Origin of the sequence: Marinobacter sp. M1C (assembly GCF_023314135.1) — a bacterium.
In the GTDB taxonomy this organism is placed as follows: domain Bacteria; phylum Pseudomonadota; class Gammaproteobacteria; order Pseudomonadales; family Oleiphilaceae; genus Marinobacter.
The window spans coordinates 3,111,166-3,127,715 of the sequence record NZ_CP092289.1; the positions used below are offsets into that span (position 1 = coordinate 3,111,166).

The 16,550-nt window shown below is 53.4% G+C and carries 16 protein-coding genes and 1 pseudogene; 7 read left to right on the plus strand and 10 right to left on the minus strand.

All coding sequences use genetic code 11. The annotated features are described in order from the left end of the window. Positions 1–39: 39 nt before the first annotated feature. Positions 40–1,135 (minus strand): peptide chain release factor 2 gene (gene prfB / locus MIH19_RS14560; RefSeq protein ID WP_349292874.1). Its coding sequence is split into 2 segments (ribosomal slippage): positions 40–1,062 and positions 1,064–1,135, totalling 1,095 coding nucleotides; the frame shifts between segments, so codons are not numbered across the junction. A 270-nt stretch (positions 1,136–1,405) separates the two neighbouring features. Between prfB and MIH19_RS14565 the strand changes: the two genes are divergently transcribed. Further along, entirely contained in the window at positions 1,406–3,421 is a 2,016-nt protein-coding gene (locus tag MIH19_RS14565; protein ID WP_249005550.1) for a hypothetical protein, read from the plus strand. Between the two features lie 69 nt (positions 3,422–3,490). Here MIH19_RS14565 and sbcB read toward each other — a convergent pair whose 3' ends face one another. Continuing rightward, positions 3,491–4,939 carry an exodeoxyribonuclease I gene (gene sbcB / locus MIH19_RS14570; protein ID WP_249005551.1) on the minus strand — a complete coding sequence of 483 codons (1,449 nt, stop codon included), beginning with the start codon at positions 4,937–4,939 and terminating at the stop codon, positions 3,491–3,493. Between the two features lie 195 nt (positions 4,940–5,134). On the opposite strand from sbcB, the gene MIH19_RS14575 reads away from it, so the two are divergent. Both MIH19_RS14575 and MIH19_RS14580 read left to right on the plus strand, forming a co-directional pair. Next, positions 5,135–6,187, plus strand: a complete 1,053-nt coding sequence (locus MIH19_RS14575; protein WP_249005552.1) for a response regulator — start codon at positions 5,135–5,137, stop codon at positions 6,185–6,187. Positions 6,188–6,190: 3 nt separating this feature from the next. Then, positions 6,191–7,147, plus strand: coding sequence for a sensor domain-containing diguanylate cyclase (locus MIH19_RS14580; protein WP_249005553.1), 957 nt, complete (start codon positions 6,191–6,193; stop codon positions 7,145–7,147). A 149-nt stretch (positions 7,148–7,296) separates the two neighbouring features. On the opposite strand, the gene MIH19_RS14585 is transcribed toward MIH19_RS14580, so the two are convergent. Continuing rightward, positions 7,297–7,665, minus strand: a complete 369-nt coding sequence (locus tag MIH19_RS14585; protein ID WP_249005554.1) for a histone-like nucleoid-structuring protein, MvaT/MvaU family — start codon at positions 7,663–7,665, stop codon at positions 7,297–7,299. A 33-nt stretch (positions 7,666–7,698) separates the two neighbouring features. Here MIH19_RS14585 and MIH19_RS14590 point away from each other — a divergent pair, with 33 nt between their 5' ends. The 3 genes from MIH19_RS14590 to MIH19_RS14600 all read left to right on the plus strand — a co-directional run bounded on the left by MIH19_RS14590 (position 7,699) and on the right by MIH19_RS14600 (position 8,839). After that, entirely contained in the window at positions 7,699–7,923 is a 225-nt protein-coding gene (locus tag MIH19_RS14590; protein ID WP_249005555.1) for a hypothetical protein, read from the plus strand. After that, positions 7,920–8,159 carry an MBL fold metallo-hydrolase RNA specificity domain-containing protein gene (locus MIH19_RS14595; protein ID WP_249005556.1) on the plus strand — a complete coding sequence of 80 codons (240 nt, stop codon included), beginning with the start codon at positions 7,920–7,922 and terminating at the stop codon, positions 8,157–8,159. Before MIH19_RS14590 ends, MIH19_RS14595 begins: the two co-directional genes overlap by 4 nt. Positions 8,160–8,545: 386 nt before the next feature. After that, on the plus strand, positions 8,546–8,839 hold the full coding sequence (locus tag MIH19_RS14600) for a ComEA family DNA-binding protein (protein WP_349292875.1): 294 nt from the start codon (positions 8,546–8,548) through the stop codon (positions 8,837–8,839). 65 nt (positions 8,840–8,904) lie between these two features. On the opposite strand, the pseudogene MIH19_RS14605 reads toward MIH19_RS14600, so the two are convergent. Together MIH19_RS14605 and zapE are read right to left on the minus strand one after the other, a co-directional pair. Next, positions 8,905–9,281: pseudogene (locus MIH19_RS14605) on the minus strand (hypothetical protein); the annotation flags it as partial. 51 nt (positions 9,282–9,332) lie between these two features. Continuing rightward, the gene (gene zapE / locus MIH19_RS14610) at positions 9,333–10,436 is read right to left on the minus strand and encodes a cell division protein ZapE (RefSeq protein ID WP_249009016.1); all 1,104 of its coding nucleotides are present in this window, start codon (positions 10,434–10,436) and stop codon (positions 9,333–9,335) included. Positions 10,437–10,664: 228 nt separating this feature from the next. On the opposite strand from zapE, the gene MIH19_RS14615 reads away from it, so the two are divergent. Next, a complete protein-coding gene (locus tag MIH19_RS14615) occupies positions 10,665–11,111 on the plus strand; it encodes a DUF1043 family protein (protein WP_249005557.1) in 447 nt (148 codons plus the stop codon). 12 nt (positions 11,112–11,123) lie between these two features. On the opposite strand, the gene MIH19_RS14620 is transcribed toward MIH19_RS14615, so the two are convergent. From MIH19_RS14620 to murA, 5 genes are all read right to left on the minus strand, one after another. After that, positions 11,124–11,867, minus strand: a complete 744-nt coding sequence (locus MIH19_RS14620; protein WP_283164058.1) for a Nif3-like dinuclear metal center hexameric protein — start codon at positions 11,865–11,867, stop codon at positions 11,124–11,126. Positions 11,868–11,888: 21 nt separating this feature from the next. Continuing rightward, positions 11,889–12,953 (minus strand): histidinol-phosphate transaminase, encoded by a 1,065-nt coding sequence (gene hisC, locus MIH19_RS14625; protein WP_249005558.1) that lies wholly within the window; start codon positions 12,951–12,953, stop codon positions 11,889–11,891. A 39-nt stretch (positions 12,954–12,992) separates the two neighbouring features. Next, positions 12,993–14,300, minus strand: a complete 1,308-nt coding sequence (hisD, locus tag MIH19_RS14630) for a histidinol dehydrogenase (RefSeq protein WP_249005559.1) — start codon at positions 14,298–14,300, stop codon at positions 12,993–12,995. Positions 14,301–14,588: 288 nt separating this feature from the next. Next, on the minus strand, positions 14,589–15,227 hold the full coding sequence (hisG, locus tag MIH19_RS14635) for an ATP phosphoribosyltransferase (protein WP_249005560.1): 639 nt from the start codon (positions 15,225–15,227) through the stop codon (positions 14,589–14,591). A 41-nt stretch (positions 15,228–15,268) separates the two neighbouring features. Next, positions 15,269–16,531, minus strand: coding sequence for a UDP-N-acetylglucosamine 1-carboxyvinyltransferase (gene murA, locus MIH19_RS14640; RefSeq protein WP_249005561.1), 1,263 nt, complete (start codon positions 16,529–16,531; stop codon positions 15,269–15,271). Between the last annotated feature and the right edge of the window lie 19 nt (positions 16,532–16,550).

Consider the following 16,550-nt stretch of genomic DNA (forward strand, 5'->3'; position numbering starts at 1 on the left):
GAATCGGGTTAGTCCGGATCATAAAAGAGCGGCGCTGAATCAGAGCGCCATTTTCAGGCTGGCTTCAATAAACTTGTCGATATCGCCGTCCAATACTGCTTGGGTATTGCTGGTTTCTACCTTGGTGCGCAAATCCTTGATACGGCTGTCATCCAGCACGTAAGAGCGGATCTGACTGCCCCAGCCAATATCAGACTTGGAATCTTCCAGCTTTTGCTTCTCGGCGTTACGGGCCTGCATTTCGTGTTCGAACAATTTGGCTTTCAGCTGTTTCATGGCCTGATCTTTATTTTGATGCTGGCTACGACCGGCCTGGCAGGCTACAACAATGCCGGTCGGGTTGTGGGTCAGGCGCACGGCCGACTCGGTGCGGTTAACGTGCTGGCCGCCAGCACCGGACGCGCGATACACATCCACCCGCAAGTCCGCCGGATTGATTTCAATCACAAAGCTGTCGTCTACCTCAGGTGCCACAAACACCGATGAAAATGAGGTGTGCCGACGGTTGCCGGAATCAAACGGCGACTTCCGTACTAAACGATGCACGCCGGTTTCGGTGCGTAACCAGCCGAAGGCGTACTCGCCCTGAATATGAAGTGTGGCGCTCTTTATACCCGCCACTTCGCCTTCCTGCAGTTCAACAATCTCGGCCTTAAAACCACGGCGCTCCGCCCAGCGCAGATACATACGCAGCAGCATATTGCCCCAATCTTGGGCTTCGGTGCCGCCAGAGCCGGCCTGAATGTCCATATAGGCGTTGTTGGCGTCCATTTCACCGGAAAACATACGACGGAATTCGAGCTTTTCCAACTTTGCATCCAGCTCGGCAAGATCGTTTTCGATGTCGGCAACCGTGGCTTCGTCGTCTTCTTCAACGGCCATTTCAAGCAGACCGTCGGCATCGGTCAGGCCGCTGGTTAGCCGGTCAATGGTGGACACGATCAGTTCCAGATCAGAGCGCTCTTTGCCCAAAGCTTGCGCCCGTTCGGGATCTTCCCAAACGCTGGGCATTTCCAGTTCGCGCTCTACTTCGGTCAGACGTTCGCTGCGCTGGTCGTAGTCAAAGATACCCCCTGAGCGCTTCAGTGCGCTCACGAAGTTCTTTGATCTTCATAACAATGGGATTGATTTCCATGAAATGCGGACTCGCTCTGGCAAGTGATGATTAAAACAGTGGCATGATTCTACCGGAAATCTGCCGTTAAATCAGCCGCCACAAAGCCACACACAGCGTGCTTTTTTGCGCTTGGCACACACCCTTCTGCCTGACCCACTGATTCAGCGCCGAATTGGCAAGGGTTTCGCAAAAACTGGCACAAGTTTCGCAAGTTCCTCATCAACACACAGTTAAATGCCGGCAAAACTGCAGGGTTTTGCCGCTTTTTATGCGAACACGAGGTGCCCCATGCACGCACAGTCCGAAGCCCGTCACAATCCCGCTCACCAAACCGAAACAGCCCGGCTGCTGCTGCTGGCCAATGAGACTTATAGCCGCTCTAACCAAAGCGACACAGCCTACGCTCAGCGCGTGGCCGCGCGTATCGAATGCCGTGAACAGCTGCAAAGCCTGTTAATGCGGGCACCCGAAAATGCCCAGGCGCAAGGTTTGATGGGCAGAGTGGAGATGGACGACGGCAATCTGCAAAAAGCCCACACCTTGTTTAACACCAGCCTGAAACTGCACCCCGACCAAGCACAGCAATACATCAACCTGGGTTACTGGGCGCTGAAAGTTGAGCGCCCGGCTCAGGCCGAGCAGTATTTTTCCCAGGCGTTGCAGCACGAACGGCAATCTGCTTCCGCATTTAGTGGCATAGCCCATGCAAAACGGCTTCAGAATCAATTTGATGTCGCCTATCTACATTACCGCACGTTGATTCACAGCGGCCACGCCAGCACCAGGGTTTACAGTGCGATGCTGGAGTGTGCCAGCGACCTTAGCGTTCATAACGCTGATCCGCTGCTGCGTGTAGACGCCATTACCTTGCTCAACCAGAGCCACCTGGCGCACCAGAAAATTGGACGCTTTGTCTGTGAGATACTACGCCAGCACTATTCAACAGACACAACAGCACCAGATACAACCGGCGCAATGGATGAGCTGGCCGTTGCAGCCAGCGACGAGCTGCTGCTTCTGGCGTTAAACCAGATCCTTCTGCCCGACCCTGCTGTGGAATCACTGATCACCTCATTGAGACACCAGCTGGTAAAGCACATTGCCGACAGTGGCGAGCTAGAGGATGGGCTGCAACAGCTCGCACTCGGGCTGGGTCGCTACGCCGAACGAACCGGTTACGCGCTGGCCACCGAAGAAGATGAACAGCAACTGGCAGCGACCCTAAACACCAATCTGCGAGCACAATTCAATCAGGGAGACAGCCCGGAGGCTCTGGCCGGCTCGATCATTATCAGCGCGCTTTACGGCGCTCTGTTCCATCAGGATTTTGCCGCCGCGCTGGGGCATTGGAATCTGGTGGATTGGCCGTTGGCGATGCAACCACTGATGGCCGCAAGTTATTACGACCGTGCCTGGGAAGAAGCCGTGAAACAGGATTTTGCAGAGAAAGCGGACGAGCTGCATCTGGATCGCGACGACACACCCCAAGCCTGGCCGGCCTGGACAGAGCTCAACAACAACACTGAAACCAGCCTCCGAGCGCTGATGGCCAACGAATTAGGCCTGCCTGTCGAGCAGCTGCCGGCCACATTGCGGCTGATGGTGTGCGGCTGCCAGAGCGGCCAACGAGCGCTAGAGTTGGCGCGTTATTTAAGCGATGTGGAAGTCATCGCGGTGGACGAATCCTTGGCGAATGTAGCCCGCGGCAGCGCCATGGCCGAGGCGACAAATATTGATAACATTGTGTTCTGGCCATGGTCGTTGGCGCAGCGCTTTATTGCCGACGGCCATCAGGTGCACTGGGTCGAAATAGGCCGCTTGCCCTCGCCAGCAATGGCTGACCTGTCGCTGGCCAACCTGGTGGACCAGGTTGCCGCCTCTGGCGCAGTCGTCCATCTGCACACCGATATGGCCGAGCAAACCCGTGGCGACAAGCAGATACGCCGGCTTATCAGCGAGCACAATTTAGAGCCCCGCCGTAATACGTTGCAGCAACTGCGGCGCATGGTGTTGAATAATCGCTTAGGCGACGTTTGGCAGAGCCTGCTGCAAGATGAAAATTTCTACAGTCTGGGCGGTTGTCACGACCGCTGGTTCCGGCCACAGAGCGAACAGCAACTGAAATCTGTGCTGGCCATGGTCAGTAACGAAGTGCAGTGGAAGCTGGTCAAGGCCCGCGACGAAGACGGTCACAGCCTGGCCACCGGCCCGGTACAGCAGCAGATTCGCGAGGAAGCCTTAGGCAGTCACGTTCAGAGTCTGCTAGGCCAGCAACTGAGCGTGTATTTTCAGCGCCGGCGCTGATTGCGACAACTCTGACTAACGCGAATCAGGAAAACACAACGGGCCTTAGCGGCCCGTTATTCGTTGCCTCTACAAGTAAGGGGAAATAGCTTCACCATACAAGTGCAGTTCTTCGAGAATGTGCCGTTGTTGCCGAGTTATATCTGGCTTCGCCATCAGGCGCTGAAGTTCCGCGCCATATTCGGCAAGTGACAACCAACCTTTCGCTGGCTGGGTCAATCTTTGCTCGCGAAACTGCTCCCAACGCTGCATTTCCTCACCGCTCAAGGTATCCGGATAATTGCGAGCACGATAACGAAACAGCATTTCGGCCAAGCGTTGGTCGGTAAACTGGAATTCGCTTTCGGCAAGCTGCTGCGGCTCCATTGCCAGCGCGCGATCCAATTGCCCACGGTCCCCCGGGCTGAGAAAGCCGCCCGCATAAATCTGTTCGTCCGGATCCGTCAGCTTGGTGTCATAATCACGTTCGAAAGCAGCGGCCACGCGCTGCCCAAAATCTGGCCCTGCCTGGCGCAGAATGGCCAGATGGCGACGCATCTGCTCACCATCGAGGTCCAGCTGTTGCAAACGTTCCGGCGAGAGCGTCGCCAGCATGGTCGCCGGCGCCAATACCGGGCACTTGTTCAGCTGAATCGCCTTTAGCGGGAATCGGCGAATGCCTTCCGGTAACGCAGACTGCGCGGTAAAAACCCGCTCGCGAATCTGCTCAACGCTGGCTTTAATCAGTTCATTAGGATTTTCGCGCAAATCATAAACAATCACCTGATTCTTGTTGCTGGCGTGTTCGGCAACTGGCGCTACCAGCGCGCAACTGCCCTGGCTGGCCGGGTACTTTCCGGACACGTGAAAAACTGGCTTTCGTGTGGAGGTATCCAGCATTTTGCGGGCCGCCTGCTTGGATTTGTTGGCCAGCGCAAATTCAAACAACCGGGGTTGGCGCTCCTTGATCAGTCGCGCCAGCGCAAGCGTTGCGGTTACATCAGACATGGCATCATGGGCTTGGCCATGTTCAAGGCCATTGGCTCGGGCCAAATCTTCTAGGCGAAAGCTCGGGCTACCATCGGGCTTTAGCGGCCATTCTATGCCTTCTGGACGCAGCGTATAAGCCAGGCGCACCACATCAATCAGGTCCCACCGCGAATTACCATTTTGCCATTCCCGACCGTAAGGGTCCCGCAGGTTGCGATACAGAGTATTGCGGGTTACTTCATCATCAAAACGCAAACTGTTATAGCCCACCACACAGGTGCCAGGCTGACTGAAGGCGCTGTTGATCATCGTAATGAATTCGGCCTCGGGATAGCCTTCCTGCGTGGCTTGCTGCGGTGTTATCCCGGTAATCAGACAGGCTTCAGGGGCCGGCAGATAATCATCAGATGGCCGGCAGAAGATAACCAAAGGCTCTTCAATAATACTGAGCTCGCTGTCAGTGCGGACACCTGCAAACTGACAGGGTCGGTCGTGCAATGGGTCGACACCAAAGGTTTCATAATCGTGCCAGTAAAATGTGGGGGTCAAAACCGCAAACTCCTGCAAATAATACGGCGCTGATTCTGACAGAAAATACTGCCCGCGCCCGGTTGTAGCCGGCTTACACAAAAGCACCGGCCATTTATATATGTACAGATCTCATACAATTAACGTAGCACCAATGTACATACGAGGCTTCACTGTTGTAACATCCAAACACTTCCATTTTGCCTGGATTTGCATATGTTACCTGACATACTGATTTGCGACGATTCCGAGATGGCTCGCAAACAGATGGCCCGAGCGCTGCCAACCGCATTGCGTCATCAGGTCAGCTTCTGCCGCAATGGCAGTGAAGCACTCGCCCATATACGCAACAACGTGCCAGACCTACTGTTTCTGGACCTGAATATGCCCGACCTGGACGGCTACGAAGTGCTTGCGCATCTTCGCAGCGAACAGATCGAGCTGCTGACCATTGTGGTGTCTGGTGACATTCAGCCCCAGGCAAAGGCCCGGGTTTTTAGTTTGGGGGCCGTGGCTTTTCTTAACAAACCGACAGCCCCGTCAGCGGTTGCAGGGCTGCTTGCCCAGTACGGCATTTACAGCGAGCCGGAGCAACCTCAACCTTCAACTGCTCCACCTTCGGGCTCGCAGCCGGAGACCGACACCCCGAGCCACTCTGCAAACACCAACCCTGACCTGCAATTATTGCTGAATGACTACCTGCGGGAAATCGCCAATATCGCCATGGGGCGCTCATCAGATCTGTTAGCACGTTTACTGGGTATTTTCGTGCGCCAGCCGATACCGAAAGTGGCTTTTATTGCCAGTTCCGAACTGCACATGACCATCGCCGCGGCGGATGATGAAGCGCATTATTCGGCCGTATGCCAGGGCTTCACCGGAGCCGGAGTTGCCGGCGAAGCTATGCTGCTGTTCGCAGACAGCAGTTTTCGCGAAATGGCAGAGATGCTGCACTACGACAATCTGGACGGCCCGGCGGTCAATATTGAAGTGCTAATGGACATGTCCAGCATTTTGTTCGGCGCATTTTTGAAAGGCATTGGCGATCAGATGAATTTACGGCTGGGCCTTAGCCTCCCAACGGTACTAGGCCAGCATCGACAGATTGCCGAGCTGTTGGACCACCATTATAATCACGAGCAGCAACTGTTGTGCATTGAAATCACTTACACCATTGAAAACCATAATATTCAATGTGACATGCTTGTGCTTTTTACCGAAGATTCGCTGCCATTTTTGCAGCAACGTTTACAATACCTGGCGGAGTAACGAATGCCATCATTAAACTCGGAAAGCGTAAGCTCGTTCCACTGGATGGCTGACATGGTTGAGTCTGTGGAGGTTGGCCTGGTCGTACTAGACTTGGAGTTCCGCGTGCAGATGTGGAACGGCTTCATGGAGCATCACAGCGGCATGACCGCCAGCAAAATTCACAATCAGGTGTTGTTCGAGCTGTTCCCGGACATCCCCCGCGCCTGGCTCAGCAGTAAAGTTGAAGCCGTGACCCTGCTGAACACTCGCGCGTTTACGTCGTGGGAGCAGCGCCCTTACCTGCTGCGCTTTCGCAATACCCGGCCAATTACCGGTACCGAAGAGTTCATGTATCAGAACCTCACCATCAGCCCGCTATGCGGCCCGTCTGGGAAAGTAGAAAAAGTGTGCCTGATGATCTACGACGTTACCGATATTGCCAGCAGCAAACGGGCACTGGAGCGCGCTAACGATCAACTTGCCAAGCTAAGCATGATCGACAAATTGACGGGACTATTTAACCGCGGCACCTGGGAAAATCTACTGGATGCGGAATTTTCACGCCATCGGCGCTACGGTGGCAACAGCACATTGGTGATGTTTGATATTGACCATTTTAAAGCCATTAACGATAGCTTCGGTCACTTGGTAGGAGATGAAGTGATTCGCCACACCGCGGCAACAACCCGCAGACACTTGCGCCATTCAGACAGCGCCGGGCGTTATGGCGGGGAAGAGTTCGCTATTATTCTGCCAGAAACCGATACTGAAGGGGCTCTCACTATTTGTGAGCGTATTTTGAGCGCCATTTCACGGGAAACGGTCACAGTAGATAGCCACGACATTAGCTACACCGTCAGCATTGGCATCGCGCCTCTCACCGATAATTCAAAAAATTATATGGCTTGGTTAGAGCAGGCAGACCAAGCTATGTACTCCGCGAAACAGGGTGGGCGCAATCAGATTGTTACTTTCTAGTGGCCGTTTTTGATGCTGGTTGCGGCTGACCAGTAACTACTTGAGCCCCAATAATAATATTTGCCATCAGAAACGCAAACCGGAGCGCTGGTAAATAAGCGCTCCGGTTTTTTGCACACTATGACTGCAGCCGGATTATGACTGGCAGACTAGTCCTGCCAGCTCTGTACTGCCTCTTTTCCGTGCTTTTCACGCCACTCGTTAAGCGTCTTGTGGTTGCCGCCACGGGTTTTAACCACTTCGCCGGTGTGCGGGTTGCGATAAGTTTTTTCCGGGCGTTTGGCACGATTACCACCGCCAGTCGTGGCGGTTGATAACGAAGCAATAGACGGATCAATCGCGGCCAGAATCTGCACGACGTCTTTCGGCGATTTGTTGTATTCGCCCATCAATTCACGAACTTTGTTTTCAAACGCCAATTCACTTTTCAGTGCTTGATCTTCTTCCAGCTTCTCCAGCTCTGCCGCCAGCTTTTCCATCAGCTGCTTCTTTTGATAATAATCGTTAATTTTCGCCATGAAATTTAAACCTTAAGGTCTGAAGTGCCTGATATGAACGATGACAATATACCAATTGTATGTAGTCACCAAAATGTCGATATCAATAGTAATGAATCAGTAACGCCAAATCAAAGTATTAATGAAATATCCACCGTATTAAAACTTACAATTACTTCAGACTCCAAAACCTCTACCATTTCTGTTAAGGCATTATCAATTGTCACTGATTTCTTAATGACGTTATCGGCAGAGATATACGCTGGTTTTTCTGCATGAAGGTTAACGAAGCCAGCAAAGTAAAACTCCACGGTGAATACTGGCCGGTGAAGGCTCAAATACATAATCTGACGTTACTGTCGGCCCACGGCGACTACAACGAGATTCTTGAATGGTTGCCAGCGACCAAGTGCGCCGTCGCCTGCATGAAACCCTCAGGTGGGACGCCGAGGTACCGGAGCTGGGCGCTGGAGTGGATATATGATCTGACATACGCTCTGTGCGCTTTTTTGTAAGCCTGAACTTACACAACAAAGGGTAAAAGGCTTACAACAAAGCGTAGCGAAATTGGTTACACTTTAACGGTCAAGGATGACACGCTGGCACGGAATGCTAACACATGGAAGAAACCCCACGGAACCGGGGGCGCTCGAAGGAGTCGGGCATACAAGGATGGAATTCAGGGAAGATGCGCCCAGGATGGGTGAAGCCTGATGGATCAGGCCGGGGTCATAGTCACGGGCAACACAGCTGGCAAGGATGTCAGCTGTGCCGTGCGCCCCGTAGCAACCTACTCTCCTATCTCTTGAAGTTGCGCCTGCCCTTTTCGGCTCTGGTTTAGTCCCGTGGCGCCGTGTGGATACTAACCACAACAACCGACGAGAACGTCCGGAGTTAAATCATGAAACGCAGCTCACTGCTCGCTACGCTTACTCTTTTGTTAAGCCTGATGTCCGGCTTTGCCTTTGCTCAGGCGGCGAGCATCAATATCAATACCGCCGACAGCACCAGCCTGGCCTCGCTTTCAGGCATTGGCCAAAGCAAAGCCCAAGCAATTGTGGAATACAGAGAGGCTAACGGCCCTTTCGCCAGCACCCAAGACCTGACCAACGTTAAAGGCATTGGCGCACGAACAGTCGAAAAAAATGCAAACCGGCTAAAGACTCAAGACATAAATAGCCCCAAGGCACCCTAAAAAAACGGGTGGTTGCGATTAAGCAACCACCCGTTTTTTTAACGCCAACCAGCCCCACCTCCGCCTTATAACATTTCGATCGCCATCGCAGTTGCTTCACTACCGCCAATACACAGGGCCGCAGCACCTTTCTTTTTGCCGCAGCGCTGCAGCGCTTACATCGGAGTGACCAAAATTCGCGAACCTATTGAGCCTACGGGGTGGCCCTGTTCAATTGCGCGTTGCGCACGATTGAGGGAGCTGATGGCGTAGTTATCCATGCCTTCTCGGGTATAACCTTTTTTATCGGCCATTTCTTGCGCAAAAGTACCTATCAAACAGCCCGTTTCAGCATCTTCCAAACCGTCAAAAAACATGTGGTCCTGAGGCCATCGCCTGGCCCCATGCGGTAACCACTGCGTGCTTTTAACAACCAATACGGAGCGCTTGACATGGTTGCTATTAACGGAAGCTCGCTCAAGCGTATTTCAGCCCTCAGGCACTGCACAAAAACTTATGGTCTATGGGGCGCAGCCAAGTAGTCTTTGGATTGCATTTCCAGCAAGCGCGACTCAGTGCGCTCAAATTCGAAGTTTAGCCGGCCGCCGGCGTATAGTTCTACGATTGGCACCGCCGCCGAAATAATAACCTTTACATTACGATCGTAGAATTCGTCGATCATATTGACAAAGCGTCGAGCCTGGTCGTCTCTGTCCTTACCCAACAGCGGCACATTGCTGATGATAATGGCGTGGAACTGGCGGGCCAATTCGATATAGTCATTCTGGCTGCGAGGACCGTCGCAAACAGCTTCAAAATCGAACCACACCACGTCATCGGCATGGGCACGGGCTGGAATCTTGCGGCCGTTTATTTCCATCGATTTACTGTGCTTGCCTGCTTCCACCGCCAAATTTTCAAAACTCTTGGTCAGACTGGCATCGGCTTCAGCCCCCAGCGGCGAATGATAAAGCTGGGCTTGTTCCAGCGTGCGTAAGCGGTAATCTACGCCGCCATCTACATTCACCACATCGGTATGTTTTTTTACCAGCTCAATAGCCGGAAGAAAGCGCGCCCGCTGCAGACCGTCTTTGTACAAGCCGTCAGGAACAATGTTAGACGTGCACACCAAAGTAACGCCACGCTCGAACAGACCTTGCATTAAGGTGGCCAGTATCATCGCGTCACCAATGTCGGACACAAAAAACTCGTCAAAACAAATAACCCGGGTTTCATCGGCAAATTTTTTGGCCACAAGTTCCAAAGGATTCTTTTGCCCCTTCAACAGCTTGAGTTCATTATGAACGCGCTGCATAAAGCGGTGAAAATGCACTCTCATTTTGCGTTCGAACGGCAGGGCCTCAAAAAATGTGTCCATCAGATAGGTTTTTCCGCGTCCAACGCCGCCCCAAAAATACAGACCGGTGATCGGCTCCTTTTTGCCCGCTCCCTTGCCCAGCTTGCGACGCAATTTTGACATCTTGCTGTCGCGGGAGCTTTCCGCTGCCAACAGTTTGTCGTAAAGTGATTGAAGACGCTTTACGGCATCCTCCTGTGCAGCATCACTCAGGAACTCCGGACGTTGGAGGTCCTGCTGGTAGCGTTGCCAGGGTGGCATATTGATTGAACTGGCAGTGGGCATAGACGCTGTCATCTGTGGTTTCCAAGGGTTACTGGTCGATTTTGGCGCTGCATTCTCGCGCAATTTGAGTTTTTTCGCCATGTGGTGCCACAACGCGACAATAAGACGATTGGCTCAAGCTTTTGTCGTGGGCGTATGGAGTCAGTGACGTTATACTCATTACCTGTTCTACGGTTCACTATTTTTAAAAGGACAAAGCAACTTATGACAAACCTGATTATGGCAGCAGTTGCCGCCCTGGTGGTTGGCATTCTGATCGGGGTATTGCTGGGCCGCTCTACCGGGCAAGGCTCATCTCTGCGGCAACGTCGCACCGAGCAGCAAGTTGATGAGCTGCGCAACGAATATACCCGCTATCAGGCGCAGGTTAACGAGCACTTTATGGAGTCCGCCCACCTACTGCGCCGCTTCAATGACAGCTATCGCGATGTTAATCAGCACATGGCCAAAAGCGCAACTCGCCTGTGTAACGACGACGAGCTGATCCATGAGCTAGAGCAGAACTCAGCTCAACGCCTGAAAGATGAGCGCAAAGAAGGTTCAGAACCGCCTCGCGACTATGCGCCAAAAGACCCTGACGGTTCTGGCACGCTGGCAGAAGATTACGGTCTGAAAGAAAAAGCCAAAGCTAGGGCCAAAGCAAAAGCCTGAGAACATGCTGGCCTAAGCCGGGTTATCGCACTCGATAAACCGGTGGGCCAGACCCAACTCCTTCGCCAAGGCCTCCCCTAACGCCTGAACGCCGTAACGCTCGGTGGCGTGATGCCCAGCCGCAAAATAGTGAATCCCCCGCTCTCTGGCGATATGAGTCGTGGGTTCTGAAATCTCTCCGCTTATGTAAGCATCCAGCCCCGCATCCGCCGCAGTATCAATAAATCCTTGCGCACCACCGGTGCACCAAGCCACCGTTTTGATCAGGTCTGGTCCGCCCTCAATATGCAAAGGTTGCCGCTGCAAGCAACCCGAAATACGCTCGCTTAGCGCCTGAGGCGTTAACGCCTGAGCAAACTCACCACGCCACACCAGACCGTTCAAAGGCTCCGGGCTATCAATACCTAACACCCGGGCCAGATTGCGGTTGTTACCATACAGCGGATGATCATCCAACGGCAGATGATAACCCACCAGATTGATCTCGTGAGTCAGCAGGGTTTTCAAGCGATTGCGCTTTATACCCACTACACGCTGGTCTTCACCTTTCCAGAAATAACCGTGGTGCACCAGAACCATATCTGCTTTCAACTCCACCGCCGCATCCAGTAGCGCCTGTGAGGCTGTAACGCCGGTAATCAGCGTGTTTATCTCGGCCTTTCCTTCCACTTGAAGCCCGTTAGGGCTGTAATCCTGAAATTTTTCGGGCGTCAGCCAGCTCTCCAGCAGCGCCATAATCTCGTTTCTATGCGCCATAGCAGTGCCAGACCTCGATAATCAGCGTGTATCACAGAGTGTTTTTAACGCCTCCAAAAGAGCATCGTTCTGTGGCGCTTTAGAAATGGTGATACGCAGAAAATCATTGATTCTTGGCTTGTTAAAGTGCCGAACGATCACACCTTGCTCTCGTAAGCCGTTCGCCAAATCAACTCCAGCCCGTTGCGGATGGCGGGCAAACACAAAGTTAGCTCTGGACGGAAGCACCTCGAAGCCCAGTTTCTGCAAACATTTGCTAACCCGCTCGCGCTCACGAATCACCCCGTTTCGGCTGTCCTGAAACCAGTCATCGTCTTCATACGCGGCCTGTGCGCCCGCCAAAGCAAGGCGATCGAGAGGATAGCTGTTGAAGCTGTCTTTCACCCGGTTCAAAGCCTCTATCAGTCCCGCATTACCGGCAGCAAAACCGACCCGCAAACCCGCCAGCGAACGTGATTTCGACAGAGTTTGAGTAACCAGCAGATTTGGATAAAGGTCAATTAAGTCAATGGCGGTTTCGCCGCCGAAGTCGATGTAAGCTTCGTCAATTACGACGACTCGGTCGGGATTGGCCTTTAGCACCACCGCAATCTCGGTAAGGTTCAGGTAGCGGCCAGTGGGCGCATTCGGATTGGGAAAAATGACGCCTCCGTTGGGCTGGCTGTAATCATCAGGGTCAATCGCAAACTCGTCATTCAATGGCACTTTGCGAGCTTTGATGTTGTAAAGAGCGCAATACACAGGATAAAAGCTGTAGCTGATGTCCGGGTAAAGTATCGGTTGGTCCTGCTGAAACAGTGCGCAAAAAACATGCGCTAAAACTTCGTCGGAACCGTTACCCAGAAACACTTGGTCGGCTTTAATACCATGGTAGGTGGCAATGGTTTCCTTCAGCGCCTGACCCTCGGGATCCGGATACAGGCGCAGATTGTCGTTAAGCTCGGCTTGAATGGCTTCGATGACCTTGGGCGACGGCCCAAAGGGGTTCTCGTTGGCATTGAGTTTTACCAGATTAGCGATTTTGGGCTGTTCGCCAGGAATGTAAGGCACCAAATTGTGAACCAGTGGGCTCCAGAATTTGCTCATGTGTGTTCTCCGTAGCGGTGGCCGTTGGTAATGCGGCGTCTAATCTTGCTGAATTCGGTATTCTGCCGAGCGCGCGTGGGCGGTCAGGCCCTCGCCTCTGGCCAGTACGGAAGCCACTCGCCCCATACGGCTCGCACCTTCGGCGCTAAATCCGATAATAGATGAGCGCTTCTGGAAATCATAGACACCCAGAGGCGATGAAAAGCGCGCGGTACCGCTAGTAGGCAGCACGTGATTCGGGCCGGCACAATAGTCCCCAAGTGCCTCGGCGGTATACCGGCCCATAAAAATAGCACCGGCATGGCGAATGTCCGCCAACAACGCTTGCGGATCAGCAACGGACAATTCCAGATGCTCCGGCGCAATTCGATTGGATACTTTGGCCGCTTCTGCCAGATCGGCAACCTGAATCAGAGCCGCGCGATCGGCCAATGAGGTGCGGATAATCTCCGCCCGCTCCATGGTGGGTAGCAGTCGTTCAATACTGGCTTCCACCGCATCCAGAAACTCGGCGCTGGGGCTGATCAGAATCGATTGCGCCTGCTCGTCGTGCTCGGCCTGGGAAAATAGATCCATCGCAATCCAGTCCGGATCGGTCTGACCGTCACAAATCACCAGAATTTCCGACGGCCCGGCAATCATGTCGATACCCACGGTGCCAAACACCTCGCGCTTGGCAGTCGCTACAAAAATGTTGCCCGGGCCCACAATCTTATCCACCGCCGGCACCGTGTCAGTGCCATAAGCCAGCGCGGCCACTGCCTGAGCACCCCCAATGGTAAATACTCGATCTACTCCGGCAATCGCCGCCGCCGCCAGCACCATGTCATTCACCACGCCATCCGGTGTCGGCACCACCATAATCACTTCGGCCACGCCGGCGACTTTTGCTGGTATGGCGTTCATCAGAACCGACGACGGATAGGCCGCTTTGCCGCCGGGCACATACAGCCCTGCCCGATCAATCGGTGTAATCTTCTGCCCTAGCACCGTGCCGTCGGCGTCTTCATATTGCCAGGATTCCTGACGCTGGCGCTGGTGATAATCCCGCACCCGGCGAGCCGCGTGCTCCAAGGCATCACGCTGGTCCTGAGGAATGGTTTTCAAGGCATGCTGCAACCGTTCCTGACTCATTTCCAACTCGGCTACGCTGCTAACGTTCAGGCGGTCAAACTTGGCGGTAAACTCCAGAACAGCCGCGTCACCGCGGGTTTTCACCTCGTGCAGAATATGGCGCACCGACTCGTTCACCTGATGATCCACGCTGTCATCCCAGGCCAACAGGGCAGACAGCGCGCTGTCAAAGCCTGCATCGGAGGCGTTCAATCGCTGGATGTTAACGGTCATGTGCTAAACCCTGTAGTTAATAAAACTGAGAGTGAATAAGAACTGAGAGTGAAAGAGTGCGGGCTATAGAAAATAAGCAGCCCGCGCCGAAAAGAGTTTGCCATCACCTAAGGTACAGCAAAGCAAGTGAGGGGCGGCTTTTCAAAACTGTGCGGAGCCATGGATGGCGGAGCCCAAGCGTCACATGGATGTGCTTGAGCGTGTTTTGAAAAGCCGCCCCTCACTTGCTTAACTCCAAAACAACGGGGCAAAAAACTCTTCCCGGGCGCCCACTCCAGTCCTCGCTAGCTATCGACGCTTTTCCACCGCAGCCGACATCATTTCAATAATGGGTTTTATACGTTCGTGTTTCATTTTCATGGAAGCACGATTCACAATTAATCGGGTGCTGATATGTTCGATCAATTCCCGCGCTTCCAAGCCGTTGGCTTTCAAAGTATTGCCGGTATCAACAATGTCGACGATCTCATCGGCCAGACCCAGAATCGGCGCCAACTCCATGGCGCCGTAAAGCTTGATGATGTCGGCTTGGCGGCCTTGAGCGGCATAATAGCGCCGCGCCAGATTCACAAACTTGGTAGCGACCTTTAAGCGCCCAGTCGGGACCGGACACCCTTTGGCGCCGGCGGTCATCAGGCGGCAGCGAGCGATATTCAAATCCAGCGGCTCGTAGAGGCCTTCACCACCGTGTTCCATCAGCGTGTCTTTGCCCGTCACGCCCAAGTCAGCAGCACCGTATTGCACATAGGTCGGAACGTCGGTGGCTCGAAGAATAAGCACGCGCACATGGTCGTTGGTGGTAGGAAACACCAACTTGCGGGACTTATTTACGTCGTCGATCAGCTCAATTCCGGCTTCTGCCAGCAAGGGCAAGGTTTCTTCCAGAATGCGGCCTTTCGACAAGGCAATAGTGATGGAATCTGTCATATCGTATCCGGTTTCCCGTTAGCTCTTTGCTGCCGTGTTACTTAACCCGGCAAACGGCGAATGCTGGCACCCAGCAACTGCAGTTTTTCCTCGATGCACTCATAGCCGCGATCGATGTGATAAATACGATCAACCACCGTGTCGCCCCGGGCTACCAAGCCCGCAATCACAAGGCTGGCAGAGGCACGTAAGTCGGTGGCCATGACCGGTGCACCAGTCAAATGGTCAACGCCTTTTATAATCGCCGCGTTGCCTTCCATGGTGATATCGGCACCCATGCGGATCAGCTCTTGCAGATGCATAAAGCGGTTTTCAAAAACCGTTTCTATGATGGTGCCCGTACCTTCAGCGATACAGTTCATGGCCGCAAACTGGGCCTGCATATCAGTAGGAAATGCAGGATAAGGGGCGGTACGAATACTGACGGCTTTGGGCCGTTTGCCTTTCATATCCAGCTCTATCCAGTCTTTACCACTGGTAATGTGGGCGCCAGCTTCTTCCAGCTTCGATAACACCACATCCATCAAACCTTCGCGGGTATCTTTCAGTTTTATTCTGCCACCGGTAGCAGCGGCAGCCACAAGATAGGTGCCAATTTCAATTCGGTCGGGCAGTACATGATGGTGGCAGCCATGCAGACGCTTTACACCGTTAATCTCAATAGTAGAAGTACCGTGACCTTTAATATCGGCGCCCATGGCAATAAGGCACTCAGCCAAATCCACCACTTCTGGTTCACACGCGGAATTTTCCAGAATGGTTTTGCCGTCGGCCAGAGTCGCTGCCATCAGCAGGTTTTCAGTACCGGTAACGGTCACCATATCCATGAAAATGTGCGCGCCTTTCAGGCGGCCATTGGTTTTCGCTTTTATGTACCCATTTTCTACGGAAATTTCAGCACCCATGGCTTCCAGGCCCTGAATGTGCAGGTTCACCGGGCGGCTACCAATGGCACAACCGCCGGGCAAAGAAACCTGTGCTTCGCCAAAATGCGCTACCAACGGGCCTAATACCAGAATGGACGCGCGCATGGTTTTCACAAGCTCGTAGGGCGCATGGAAGTGCTTAATGGTGTTGGCGTGAATTTCAACACTCATCTTCTCATCAATCATCAGCTCAACGCCCATACGGCCAAGCAGCTCAATCATGGTGGTGACATCGTGCAGGTGCGGCAGATTGCTGATGGTGACCGGTTCATCGGCCAAAAGTGTCGCAGCAAGGATCGGCAAAGCAGCGTTTTTGGCGCCGGAGATGCGAATTTCACCGTCTAACGTCCTGCCCCCGCGAATCAGAAGTTTATCCACAACAAATAGTATCCTGTAT

Excerpts from the sequence above, each read along its gene's own strand:
- MIH19_RS14565 (WP_249005550.1), top strand. The coding sequence starts at position 1,406 with ATGCACGCACAGTCCGAAGCCCGTCACAATCCCGCTCACCAAACCGAA.
- MIH19_RS14575 (WP_249005552.1), top strand. The coding sequence starts at position 5,135 with ATGTTACCTGACATACTGATTTGCGACGATTCCGAGATGGCTCGCAAA.
- MIH19_RS14580 (WP_249005553.1), top strand. The coding sequence starts at position 6,191 with ATGCCATCATTAAACTCGGAAAGCGTAAGCTCGTTCCACTGGATGGCT.
- MIH19_RS14585 (WP_249005554.1), bottom strand. The coding sequence starts at position 7,665 with ATGGCGAAAATTAACGATTATTATCAAAAGAAGCAGCTGATGGAAAAG.
- MIH19_RS14590 (WP_249005555.1), top strand. The coding sequence starts at position 7,699 with ATGAACGATGACAATATACCAATTGTATGTAGTCACCAAAATGTCGAT.
- MIH19_RS14595 (WP_249005556.1), top strand. The coding sequence starts at position 7,920 with ATGAAGGTTAACGAAGCCAGCAAAGTAAAACTCCACGGTGAATACTGG.
- MIH19_RS14600 (WP_349292875.1), top strand. The coding sequence starts at position 8,546 with ATGAAACGCAGCTCACTGCTCGCTACGCTTACTCTTTTGTTAAGCCTG.
- zapE (WP_249009016.1), bottom strand. The coding sequence starts at position 10,436 with ATGCCACCCTGGCAACGCTACCAGCAGGACCTCCAACGTCCGGAGTTC.
- MIH19_RS14615 (WP_249005557.1), top strand. The coding sequence starts at position 10,665 with ATGACAAACCTGATTATGGCAGCAGTTGCCGCCCTGGTGGTTGGCATT.
- MIH19_RS14620 (WP_283164058.1), bottom strand. The coding sequence starts at position 11,867 with ATGGCGCATAGAAACGAGATTATGGCGCTGCTGGAGAGCTGGCTGACG.
- hisC (WP_249005558.1), bottom strand. The coding sequence starts at position 12,953 with ATGAGCAAATTCTGGAGCCCACTGGTTCACAATTTGGTGCCTTACATT.
- hisD (WP_249005559.1), bottom strand. The coding sequence starts at position 14,300 with ATGACCGTTAACATCCAGCGATTGAACGCCTCCGATGCAGGCTTTGAC.
- hisG (WP_249005560.1), bottom strand. The coding sequence starts at position 15,227 with ATGACAGATTCCATCACTATTGCCTTGTCGAAAGGCCGCATTCTGGAA.